The sequence below is a fragment of the Peribacillus asahii genome (assembly GCF_003570725.1).
Classification (GTDB): Bacteria; Bacillota; Bacilli; order Bacillales; family DSM-1321; genus Peribacillus; species Peribacillus asahii.
This window is the reverse complement of record NZ_QWVS01000008.1, coordinates 25,983-38,558: the sequence shown is the minus strand read 5'-3', so window position 1 is coordinate 38,558 and position 12,576 is coordinate 25,983. Positions and strand designations below refer to the sequence as shown.

Genomic DNA, 12,576 nt, shown 5'->3' with positions numbered 1-12,576 from the left:
TAAGAGGGTGAAATACATTGCAACAATGGATTAAAGAAGTAGCCAGAGGCAAGCGTGGTGCAAAAGATCTTTCCTATGAACAAACGAGAGAGCTTGCGCGTTTTATCGTAGAAGGAAAAGCAACAGATGTTCAAATTGCAGCTTATTTTATTGCAGAACGCATTAAGATGGAGTCTCCAGAAGAGTTACTGGCATTTGTTCAGACTTTTCAAGAGAATACGGACAAGCTAACTATAAAAGAGCCTGTTCGTGATCGTATAGTCGATTTTGCTGGAGCGTATACAGGCAGAAATTTATTTGCTGCGACAGTACCAGCCTCTATTTTATTAGCTGAAAGTGGTCTTCCAGCTTTTTTGCATAGTAGTGAATCATTACCGCCAAGGTATGGAACGTCCATTAAGGAAATTACGGAAGAACTAGGGGTAAACACGAATCAAGATGTCCAATCTCTTTCTGAAACCATCGATTCTGCTAACATTGGATTTGCTTGGGCAGACCGATTTTGTCCGCCTTTAGCACAATTGCGATCCATTCGTGAAGAATTGGGTGTTCGTACTTTAATGAACACAGTGGAGAAGCTTTTAAATATATCCAATGCAAAATCGTTGATGATGGGGGCATTTCATCGAACAGCGATTGTCAAGATTGCCCCGATTTTTGCTAGTCTACCTTATGACAATGTTTATATTGTTCAAGGGGTAGAGGGTTCTGAAGATTTGCCTGTTCATCGCAACAGTTTTATTTATACATTAAAGAACAATGAGTTGGATTCCTTCATTGTCAAGCCTGATGAGTACGGTCTGTTTGAGGAAGAAAAGAAGGAAAAGCTCACTCGTAAAGAACAAGCTGATATTACTCTCGCTTTATTAAACGGCGAGACATCGGAACAATTGAAGTATTATTACAAGCAAGTTCTCTTTAATACAGGTATTCGTTATTATCTTTTTGATGCTACACCGACGATTGAAGAAGGAATTGCGTTGGCTAAAGAGCAGCTGCGTTCTCGAAGAGGAATGAAGCAATTGCAGAAATGGAAAGAATCTTGTGTGTCGCAACCTTATGTAGGATAAAGGAATAGAAAAAAGCAGCAGGTTTGGAGCCGGCTGCTTTTTTCTATTCCTATTTAACATGATTAAAAAATGCATTCATTTTCTTATTCTTGGAAAGAGATTAGTATCCGTTGAAATCAGTAGTAATGAAGACGGAAGTTTTGACTTTATTGTTGAGAATGAATACGCTGAACATTCGAAAATATTTGTTACAGAAGATACCGAAAAAAGATAAGTATATAGGCTTTCTTGCTTATTTTTTCCCCGAAAACATAATAATTCGGGTACAATTTAAAAAACAAACATGGAAACAATTCATCGAGGAGAGAATTATTATGAAAATTAGGTTTTCTTTAAAAGAAGGAACAATGTTTTTTATAGGTTTAATTATAATAGCACTTGGAAGTATTCACATGATAAAAGCTTCTGATTTAGGCGTGCAGCCTTTCGACGTGCTGTATATAGCGATAAATCAGTTAACCTCCATTTCGATTGGAAAAATATCCATTTTAACAGGGAGTGTACTGTTAATTATATCTTTTCTTATTAGTAAAGAGAAGAAGTTAAAAATAGGAACGATTTTGGACACTGTTTTTTTAGGGACATTTGTTGATTTATTTTTATATCTCGATTTTATACCAGTTCCGGAAACATTATTGTTAAAGATTTCCTACTTATCAATAGGCACTATCTTTATTTCGTTTGGAGCGGCTATGACGATTTATTCCAAATTGGGTGCTGGACCTATTGATACTTTTATGTTATCTATACATACTAGATTTAATATTTTGGTAAAAAAAGCAACAACGATGATAGAAATCACTGCGTTGCTAGTAGGCATGTTATTAGGAGGACCAGTTGGAATTGGTACGATTATATTTTGTATATCAGTAGGACCTCTAATAGAAGTTTCACTAAAAATTCTGCATAGCCTAAATGGTGGTTTCTTAAAAAAGTTAAATCCACAAGATTAAATATTCATAAACATAAAGCCGATGTACTTGTGAACCATTGATACAAAAGGCTTTTTTTACTTTATTACAGATAACACTTAATTATCTGTAGTAAAAATACATGTATTTAACATGATTAAAAACGCATTATCTTCTCATTCTTGGAAAGAGACTAGTATCCACGAGGGAATATGCTTCTTATTTCCTTATATTTCTACAAAATATCCTAGATTTAGAGGGGATTATCAGTTATTGTTGTGGTTTTAAAAGGATAATTTGTATAAATATAGAAAATATATAAAAGCTAGTTTTTTAATACGGAATATGTTTCGGAGAGGGAGAAGATAATGACACTATTATCCAATTTGAAAATATTAGATTTTTCAACATTGCTGCCAGGACCTTTTGCTACGCTCTTGCTAGCAGATTTAGGAGCTGATGTAATTCGGGTTGAAAGGCCTTCTGGTGTAGAAGCGTGGGCAATGGATCCATACTTAAATCGTTCTAAGCAGTCTATTACGTTAGATTTAAAAAAGCAAGAATCGATTGAAGCAGTTAAAAAATTAGTAGAAGAATATGATATTGTACTAGAGCAATTTCGCCCAGGTGTGATGGAGCGTTTAGGACTAGGATATGAAACTTTGAAGCAAATCAATCCGCGTCTAATTTACTGCTCCATTACAGGGTTTGGACAAACAGGTCCTTATAAAGATCGCCCAGGTCATGATCTTAACTATGTATCCATGGCTGGTTTATCGAGCTATTCTGGCACGAAAAAGGAAGGCCCAGCGAAGAATGGCATCCAAATTGCAGATATCGCAGGCGGTTCGATGCATGCAGTAGCGGGCATTTTAGCGGCCGCTTTATATAGGGAACAAACGGGAGAAGGTCAATATATTGATATTAGTATGACAGACTGCGCCTTTACATTAAACGCATTATCTGCGCCCACGTATTTAAATGATGGGATCGATTTGGAGCCAGAGGCCATGCTGTTAAATGGCGGTACATTCTATGATTTTTATGAAACGAAAGATGGCCGATATTTTTCCGTAGGCAGTTTAGAGCCTGTATTTCGGAAACGATTGTGCGAAGGCATCGGGCGTCCTGAACTATTTGAGATGAGTATGAGTCAAGAACCGGAACAGATTCGGGAGTTTAAAGAAATCGTTCGAGAGGCGTTTCTAACAAAGACATTTGCCGAATGGCATGATATTTTCACAGAAATTGAAGCGTGTGTCGAGCCCGTTTTAACCTTTGCAGAAGCTTGTGAGCATCCTCATATGAAAGCGCGCGGCATGCTTGTCGATGTTCCGAATGTCCATGGAGGAAGTGAAAGGCAGATAGCTTGCCCGATAAAATTCTCAAGTTTTACGCCGAATTATAAATATGTTGGGCTGAGTCCAGGAGCGAGTAACGAGAAGATTTTAGGAGAACAGTGGAAGAGTAAAGCATAAGAATAAAAATCAGGTGACTGCATAAAGCAGTACCTGATTTTTATTTGTTTTTATAAAAGGGCTTGCAAACAGATTATATATGTTATATCATTTCATTAACGATTAGTTAAACATTAATAATTGAAATGGATGTATAAAAAGTTTGAATGTTTGTTATGAGGTGAAAGGTATGTCGGAGGAGTTCGTGAGACCTGAGGAAGCACTTAAAGAATATAAGGTAAGTCAATATAAGACGCCTGATGGCTATACGAGTGATAACGTAATTTTTACAATTGTTCAAGATGAAGAGGCGGTATATGGAAGGACGTTAAAGGTGATGTTAATCAAACGTTCTTTAAAAAATAGTGAAGGGCAGCCGAATATTGAAGGAGGGAAATGGGCCTTACCTGGCGGATTTATTGATAGTAAAGAAACGGCATATGAAGCTGCTCAGCGAGAGCTTGAAGAAGAAACAGGTGTGACTAATATTCATGTAAAACATTTTGGGGTATATGATAAGGAAGGAAGAGATCCCAGAGGTTGGATTATTACAAATTCTCATTATGCAGTCGTGCCAGAGTATTTATTATCTATGCGCAAAGCAGGAGATGATGCCGCTGAAGTGGAATTGTTTACTATAGAAGAAGTCTTTGCCTTACCTTTGGCCTTTGATCATCAAAAGATTATAAAAGATGCCTTGACTATCATTCAATTAGATATGGTTCAAACAACGTTGGCCCGGGAGTTCTTACCTGAAGAATTTACATTGTCAGAGCTGCGAAGTGTTATTTTATCTGTAGCAGAAGATATAGTGGATGAAGTGGTAAAGTCAGAACCATTCTTTTGGAGAAAAGCACCCAAATTACCGTTTATTGAATTAGTATGTGATAAAGAAGGAAATCCAAAAACAACTCAAAGAAATTCAAAGTTTAAAACAAAGCTTTATCGGTTTAATGATCAAAAACCTGTGAAGAGTATTTATAAATAAGCTTTCGAAAAAGAGAAAATGTGCCGGTGTGTTTCTCTTTTTTTAGAAAAATAATTAACGTTTAGTTAATCATTAATATAAAACACAAGAGGAGAGGGTATAAATGAATAAAAGAGCATTGATTAATATTGATTACACCAATGATTTTGTTAATGGAGCTTTGCCGGTAGGAGAGCCAGCAGAAAAGATTGAAGAAACGATTGTTAGTCTAACAAAAGAGTTTATAGAACAAGGTGATTTCGTCGTTTTTGCGATTGATGCCCATGAGAAAGAGGATCCTTTTCATCCGGAAACAAGTTTATTTCCACCTCATAATATCAAAGGAACATCGGGTAGATTATTATACGGACATTTGCAATCGATATACGAACGGCATCAACATGAGGACCATGTATATTGGATGGACAAAACAAGATATTCCGCTTTTGCAGGAACGGATTTGAATCTTAAGCTTCGTGAAAGAGGAATAACAGAAGTTCATTTAGTTGGTGTTTGTACAGACATTTGTCTGCTGCACACAGCAGTAGATTCTTATAATCTTGGATATCATATCGTCGTACATGAAAAAGCAGTAGCTAGTTTTAACGAAGAGGGACATAAATGGGCGTTAACGCACTTTGTAAATAGTTTAGGTGCTGAAATTCGATGACATTGAATAAGGAAAAGGAGAGAAGATGATGAAAAGATCATATAGAGATGATAGTTTAGCTCTTCATACCGATTTATATCAAATTAATATGGCGCAAGCGTATTGGAGTGATGGCATCCATCAAAGGAAGGCTGTATTCGAACTGTACTTTAGAAAACTTCCCTTTGGAAATGGCTATGCTGTTTTTGCGGGGTTAGAAAAAGTAATTGAGTATATTAATGAGTTTGCCTTTAGCGATAGTGATATTGAATATTTACGCGATGAATTAGGATATAATGAAGAGTTTTTAACATATTTACGCAGCGTAAAGTTTACGGGAACCATTCAGGGAATGAAGGAGGGGGAATTAGTTTTTGGGAATGAGCCTATTATGCGTATTGAAGCACCGTTGGCAGAAGCGCAGCTCATTGAAACAGCCTTGCTCAATATCGTCAATTACCAAACATTAATTGCAACGAAAGCTTCTAGAATCAAACAAGTTGTAGGCGATGAAATCGCTATGGAATTTGGAACTAGAAGAGCTCAAGAGATGGAGGCCGCAATCTGGGGTACAAGAGCCGCTTTCATAGGTGGGTTTGACGCGACAAGTAACGTTCGAGCGGGGAAATTATTTGGAATCCCTGTTTCAGGTACTCACGCTCATGCAATGATTCAAGCCTATGGAGATGAATATGTAGCTTTTCATAAATATGCAAGCTGCCATAGAGATTGTGTATTTTTAGTCGACACCTTTGATACGTTAAAGTCAGGGGTCCCGGCTGCTATTCGAGTAGCCAAAGAGCTAGGCGATAAAATTAATTTTATCGGTATTCGGTTAGATAGCGGTGACCTAGCTTATCTTTCTAAGCAAGCTAGACAAATGTTGGATGATGCTGGTTTTACAGAGGCGAAGATTATTGCTTCTAATGATTTAGATGAATATACGATTATGAACTTAAAATCTCAAGGGGCAAAAATTGATAGTTGGGGAATCGGCACAAAGCTTATTACAGCGTATGACCAGCCGGCGCTTGGAGCTGTATATAAATTAGTTTCAATTGAAGAGGAATCTGGAAATATGATAGATACGATTAAGATTTCTGCTAATCCTGAAAAAGTCACAACACCCGGACTGAAAAAAGTGTACCGAATTATTAATCAAGCTAATAAACGCTCTGAGGGAGATTATATTGCTTTAGAAGAAGAACAAGTTCAACAAGAAGAAAAATTAAAAATGTTCCATCCAGTTCACCCTTACATTAGTAAGTTTGTTACGAATTTTGAAGCGAGAAACTTGCATCATGACATATTTGTGAATGGAACATTAGTATATGAATTACCTGATATTTATGACATTCAACAATATACAAAAGACAGCTTACGGTTATTATGGGACGAATATAAACGTATCTTGCATCCAGAAGAATATCCAGTGGATCTTAGTACAAAGTGTTGGGAAAATAAAATGCAGCATATTGCTGCTGTGCAAGAGAAAGTAGCTAAGTTGAAAGAAACATAAAGGATAAGGAGGGGGAAGGATGAGTCTGACAGCAACTAAATTGTATTTTGAAAATTTAAATCCAGGTAAGGATGTCGATGCGTTATTTAAAGAGGGAGCACGAATTGGCGTGTATGGTTCATCCTTTGATCCGGTTACGAATGTGCATTTATGGACAGCGAATACAGTTCGTCATCGTAAAAAGTTAGATTTTGTTATCTTTTTGCCTTCCTCTCATAAACGAGTAGATAAGAAGTTGCAAACATCTGATCAACATCGAGAAGAAATGGTCCGTTTAGCTATTAAGAATAAACAGACCTTTCTTTTAGATACGTATGAATTACATGTTTTACCGGGCAAACAATATACGTACTATACGATGGAATATTTCAAAGAAATCTTTCCTAAAGCAGATCTTTTTTTCATTATGGGGGCGGATCTTTTAGTCGATATTGCTGAGAGGAAATGGAGGATGGATGAACAATTAGTTGCCAATAATCAATTTATTGTGATGGCTAGAAATGGAATTGATATGTTAAAAACGATTAGTTCATCAGCTTTGCTAAGAAATTATGATGATGGAAGATTTCAATTTTTAGATAAAGGCCTTGCAATGGAAATTAGTTCTACCTATATTCGAGAAGAACTAGCAAGAAATGGTGACCCGGAGTTTTTACTTCCAGATGAGTGTTATTCCTATATAAAGGAGCACAATTTATACCGCGAAATTTCGAGGTAAATGAATACTATTAATAAAAAAAGTACCAGATTACCTTTTGGGTTTCTGGTGTTTTTTATTTTTTAGGTGGGGTAAAGTGTTAGGGTTAATTCATATAAACCAAATGTTTTTTATGGTATGATATCAAAATAAAGACATTTATTATATATTTTAGGTAATATATGTTTAAACATAAATCTATTCTACTAAAATCAGCACCTTGTATAACTACTCTGTTATCAAATTTAAAAAGAGCGTGGTACTATTGTTGAAGAAATTTAGATGGAAATTATTAATGATGATGACTGTCTTTTCAGTCCTTCTTATTTTGTTATTATCATTGGTTAATATGAATAGAATGAGCCAGGAATTAATAGAGGACCATGATACCAAAATCGAATTGGTAGAAATGAATATTGTTCAGGTTTTAAAAGATTTAGATCAAGCATATGCAATATTTGATAATAGCATTGCAAAGGTTATGGAAAACAACTCAATGGAGTTATTAAAACAATATGAGAAGAATAGCAACTTTAATGAGTGGAATTTCAAGGCGTTAAAAAATGAATTAGGTATGGATGTATATATTATTAATAATGAAAATACCATTATTCATAGTAGCTTTCAAAAGGATGTAGGAATTAATTTTAGTCAGTGTTGTAAAGAGTTTTCAGAATTATTGGACGACAGGAGGATAAGCGAAGGATTTACGCATGATGGGGTAGATATTCAGCAAAAAACAGGAGAACTGAAAAAATTTAGTTATCTGCCGACAAAAGATCAGCAATATATCATTGAATTAGGATACGATTTAAAAAATGATGAAATTTTTAATAAGTTTAATTTTCTAAAAACAATTGAAGAGTTGAAAGAGAAGTACGAATTTATTGAGAACATAGCGATTTATAACAATGATGGATATTTAATAGGAGAATCGTCACCAGAAGGCAATAGATTAGGTGTGGATCGTAGAAAATATTTAGAGTGGCTAGAAGATGATGAAGATACGTTACTATTTAGCGATACATACAAAGGGAAAGATGTTGTCTATAAATATGTAAAGTATCATTCAGATGAGAGCAGAGGTCATTCCACAACTCGTTTAGTAGAGATTGTATACAATGAAGATGCCGTACAAAAGGAATTATCAAAAAATAAGTTGGCATTTATTTTTCAGTTTGTAGGGACTGTAATCTTAGCCATTATCTTAGCCTTTTTAATAACAAAAATGGTGGCAAAACCGATGTATTTAGCTTTTCATGATGGGCTCACGGGTTTAAAAAATCGAGCGGCATTTGAAAGTGAAGTCAATGAGATTTTAATGAAGCGTAAAAAGAAATTTGGAATGTTGTTATTAGATTTGGATAATTTTAAAGTAGTTAATGATGCGCTGGGTCATGATAAAGGAGATATTTTATTAAAGTACGTGGCTGCATATATGAAACAGACTTTGCCGGAGGATGCTTTTATTGCTAGGTTTGGTGGAGACGAGTTTGCTATAGTCATTGAAAATATAAGTGATCAGGAAGAACTTCAAAAAATAGCCTGTTCTATTATAGACGCCTTAAATAGGCCGTGGATTAATGATTGTGATAGCACATCAGAGTTACTTTCACAAGGGAATAAAATCCTTCATAGCAAGAACGTTACGGTTAGTGCGGGTGGTGTGTTATATCCAAATGATGGAACAGATTTAGAAGCACTTTATAAGCATGCTGATGATGCGTTGTACTATTCTAAATCATTAGGGAAAAACATGTATATGTATTACGGAGCGTTAGAGGAAAAGGAAAGAAGCCAACAATCATTGTGATAACATGAAAAGATGCCAGTGTGCCTTATCTGATGAAAAGGCACACTGGCACTTTTTATTATTCTTCTGCTTCTTCAAATAGCTTTGCAATCTCAATAATGACATAGGTTGCTTTTATCATATTATCGACGGAAATGAATTCGTATTTTCCATGGAAGTTCTCGCCGCCTGTAAATATATTTGGTGTAGGCAGTCCCATATAAGATAATTGAGAACCATCTGTACCGCCGCGAATAGGCGAAATTTTTGGCTCGATGTTTAAATTTTTCATAGCTTGAGAGGCGATGTCGACAATTTCTTTAACGGGTTCGATTTTTTCTCTCATATTATAATATTGATCGTTTAAATCAAGAAGAATACGATCTTGGCCGTACTTTTCACGCAATTCATCTACAATCTGTTTAATGAATTGTTTTCGTTCGTTAAATTGATTTCGATCAAAATCGCGAATAATGTAGGATAATTTTGTTTCTTCCACATCTCCGTTGAAAGAGAGAAGATGATAGAAACCTTCATATCCTTCTGTATATTCAGGTGCCTCGGCTATAGGTAGCCTACTATGCAGCTCCATCGCAATTTTGGCAGAGTGGACCATTTTTCCTTTCGCTGTTCCAGGGTGGATATTCGTTCCTTTAATCGTAATCTTAGCACCCGCTGCGTTAAAGCTTTCGTATTCTAATTCACCGAGAGGACCACCATCAACTGTGTAGGCAAATTTGGCGTTAAAGGCATCTACGTCAAATTTATGAGGGCCTCGACCAATTTCTTCATCAGGTGTAAAAGCTACACGGATTTTTCCATGTTTAATTTCCGGATGTTTTATTAAATAGTCCATAGCGGTCATAATTTCAGCAATCCCGGATTTATTATCGGCTCCAAGAAGTGTTGTTCCATCCGTTGTTATGAGTGTATGTCCGATATACTGAGAGAGTGAAGGGAACTCTTTCGGAGATAAAACGACAGAGAGCTCTTTATTTAAGGTAATCTCTTTGCCGTCGTAGTTTTCCACAATTTTCGGTTTTACATCTTTCCCCGTAAAATCAGTGGCTGTGTCCACGTGGGCTAAAAATCCAATCGTTGGTACTTGTTTCGTCGTATTAGAAGGCAGTGTGGCCATCACATATCCGTTTGGATCAATAGTTACGTCTTCCATGCCAATCGTTTTTAGCTCTTCTACTAATTGATTTGCAAGGATTAACTGTCCTGGAGTAGACGGACATGCTGCGTTTGCTTCATTGGATTGAGTGTCTATTTTTACATAGGAAGTGAATCGTTCGATTATTTCAGTTTTCAAATTATTTCCTCCTTTTTCCTTCATGTGTTTATAGTACCACGTTTGGTGATAGATTATAAGCGATGGGGGGCGGTACGGTGAAGGTGGGGGTAAATAGGTTCCAGGTGTTTTATAATGTAGATTTTAGAGAATATTTGTTATAATAAATGTAATTTTATGTAAAATAAGTCATTTGATTGTAAACGCTTCCTAGAGTGTACTGGATTTGTTATCGATTCATCTGTTTTCTAAAGTGTTGGGAGAGGGGTTGAACGAAATAAAGGCTCATCATTTGTTATTTGATAATGCTATTGATATCAATCCAAGGCTTGGTACGATTACACTGAATGAAAAAAGAATGGCTTTGCTGTCTGTCGAGGCACTCGGACTTTTACGAAAAGAATTGATTACAACATTAAGTATGGATCGAGCAAAAGGATTTTTATTACGTTTGGGTTGGGCTTCCGGCTTTAATGATGGTAGTTGTATTGAGGAAATGCATGATTGGAATTCTAAAAAAGAGTTAATCCTCGCTGGTCCATCACTTCATACTTTAGAAGGTCTTGTTACAGTTGAACCGGATGTATTAGAACTATCGGATGATAAGTTTTATCTTTCAGGTAACTGGTATCATTCCTTTGAAGCGGAAGAGCATATTCGTCATTTTGGGTGCTGTGATGAAGGTGTGTGCTGGATACTGATTGGGTATGTAAAAGGGTATTTAGAGAAAACATTAGGAAAGTCAGTCTATATATATGAACAACAATGTATGGGCAAAGGTGATGAAAAATGTTATTTTGTTGCGCAAACGGTTGAAGAACATGTACCGGAATATCAAGCTCTTTTGCGCTACTTTCAAACCGAATTATTAGCCACTGAGTTAGATAAAATGTATAGTGAAGTCCATTCATTAAATCAGTCCATTAAACGTTCGGAAGAAATTCATCAAAAGTTGACCAATTTGTTATTAGACGGAGATCGTTTATCTAGCCTTTTAGAGGTATTATCTCGCGTATTAGGAAGAAGTGTTGTTATTGAACGAGGTAAGGTTCTTGCTTCTGTTTTCTACAGAGAAGAAGATAGGAGAGTATATCAGGAAACCATTTCAAATGAAACCTTTATAATCAGCGCCAACAAAGTGAATCTCGGAAAACTGATCATTATAGGAGATCAACCATTGAATCAAGAAGAACAAATGATCATTCAACGTTCTTTATCTGTTTTTGCTATTCAATTGTACACTCAGCGGATGATGGTTCAGTTAACATGGAAGAAAAAAGTTGATTTCTTTGAAGAATTGTTAGAAGGTCGATTAGATACAAAATCCTTTTTAGAAAGTGCTCAACATCTTTTTGAATTTGATATAGAAAAAAGAAATCGAGTCATTGTGATTAAAAGTGAATCGGAAGAAAAGAACGAGAGTATTAGACTTGTGTTGAATGCCGCCTATCCGACAATCGATATGTTTATGAAAGAATGTTATCTTGTACTGATTCTTCCGACAGGGCTTGAAGAGAAAACGACCATTTACGACACCTTATCTCATATGGAAAGTTTAATAAAAAAGGAAATAAAAAAGATTCAATATTATATCGGTATTGGACGTATTTCGAATTCAATTGTTGAAATAGGTGATAGTTATCAAGAGGCCTTTCGCATTTGTGATTTCTTAAAAGAGGCATACCCGAAAGAAAGTAAACGAGCTATTTCTGATCAAATTGATCCTATTATGTTGTTTTTAAGAAGTATGAATCCTAAAGAACTTATCGTTTTCTATGAGAAGACATTAGGTCATTTAATAGAATACGATCGACAAAATGAATCAAGTTTAGTTCTAACTTTAAAACACTATTTAGATAACAATGGAAATATTAATATGACGGCACAGCAATTGAATTTATCCATTCCAGGATTACGTTATAGAATGGAAAAAATCGAGTCTTTATGCCAAGTTGATCTCAAAACAGGAAATGGGCGTTTTCATTGCCAAATCGCTATTTTGGTTTACTATATGATGAAGGTCATTTAATTGAATGGCTACGTTGAAAGGAATATAATATTGCGCTTTCAAAAAATCGAGAGGATTCTCGATTTTTTTGTTTTGAGGCAGTGTTTCTCCTTCTTTCTTTTTTAATGAAAAAAATAAAAATTTCCATATGTTTTGGTAATTATAAAAAAATAGAAAATTTATTAACATTTACGTATAGAGTAGCTTAAAGG

At 35.5% G+C, this 12,576-nt stretch carries 10 protein-coding genes; 9 read left to right on the top strand and 1 reads right to left on the bottom strand.

Annotation, left to right across the window (positions count from 1 at the left end; genetic code table 11):
* The first annotated feature begins 17 nt into the window (after nt 1-17).
* The 8 genes from D1953_RS04530 (at nt 18) to D1953_RS04495 (ending at nt 9,083) form a co-directional block, all read left to right on the top strand.
* Nucleotides 18-1,070 carry an anthranilate phosphoribosyltransferase gene (locus D1953_RS04530; RefSeq protein WP_119115975.1) on the top strand — a complete coding sequence of 351 codons (1,053 nt, stop codon included), beginning with the start codon at nt 18-20 and terminating at the stop codon, nt 1,068-1,070.
* A gap of 314 nt (nt 1,071-1,384) precedes the next feature.
* Nucleotides 1,385-2,023 carry a YczE/YyaS/YitT family protein gene (locus D1953_RS04525; protein WP_142920434.1) on the top strand — a complete coding sequence of 213 codons (639 nt, stop codon included), beginning with the start codon at nt 1,385-1,387 and terminating at the stop codon, nt 2,021-2,023.
* A 326-nt stretch (nt 2,024-2,349) separates the two neighbouring features.
* Nucleotides 2,350-3,459 carry a CaiB/BaiF CoA transferase family protein gene (locus D1953_RS04520; RefSeq protein WP_119115973.1) on the top strand — a complete coding sequence of 370 codons (1,110 nt, stop codon included), beginning with the start codon at nt 2,350-2,352 and terminating at the stop codon, nt 3,457-3,459.
* Between the two features lie 169 nt (nt 3,460-3,628).
* The gene (locus tag D1953_RS04515) at nt 3,629-4,426 is read left to right on the top strand and encodes an NUDIX domain-containing protein (RefSeq protein ID WP_119115972.1); all 798 of its coding nucleotides are present in this window, start codon (nt 3,629-3,631) and stop codon (nt 4,424-4,426) included.
* Between the two features lie 103 nt (nt 4,427-4,529).
* On the top strand, nt 4,530-5,075 hold the full coding sequence (locus D1953_RS04510; RefSeq protein WP_119115971.1) for a cysteine hydrolase family protein: 546 nt from the start codon (nt 4,530-4,532) through the stop codon (nt 5,073-5,075).
* Between the two features lie 28 nt (nt 5,076-5,103).
* Nucleotides 5,104-6,573 (top strand): nicotinate phosphoribosyltransferase, encoded by a 1,470-nt coding sequence (locus tag D1953_RS04505; protein ID WP_119115970.1) that lies wholly within the window; start codon nt 5,104-5,106, stop codon nt 6,571-6,573.
* 19 nt (nt 6,574-6,592) lie between these two features.
* Entirely contained in the window at nt 6,593-7,291 is a 699-nt protein-coding gene (gene nadD / locus D1953_RS04500; protein ID WP_182480501.1) for a nicotinate (nicotinamide) nucleotide adenylyltransferase, read from the top strand.
* 247 nt (nt 7,292-7,538) lie between these two features.
* Entirely contained in the window at nt 7,539-9,083 is a 1,545-nt protein-coding gene (locus tag D1953_RS04495; protein ID WP_142920433.1) for a GGDEF domain-containing protein, read from the top strand.
* A gap of 58 nt (nt 9,084-9,141) precedes the next feature.
* On the opposite strand, the gene pepT is transcribed toward D1953_RS04495, so the two are convergent.
* Entirely contained in the window at nt 9,142-10,377 is a 1,236-nt protein-coding gene (gene pepT, locus D1953_RS04490) for a peptidase T (RefSeq protein ID WP_119115968.1), read from the bottom strand.
* 247 nt (nt 10,378-10,624) lie between these two features.
* On the opposite strand from pepT, the gene D1953_RS04485 reads away from it, so the two are divergent.
* The gene (locus D1953_RS04485; RefSeq protein WP_142920432.1) at nt 10,625-12,385 is read left to right on the top strand and encodes a XylR N-terminal domain-containing protein; all 1,761 of its coding nucleotides are present in this window, start codon (nt 10,625-10,627) and stop codon (nt 12,383-12,385) included.
* The last annotated feature ends 191 nt before the right edge of the window (nt 12,386-12,576 follow it).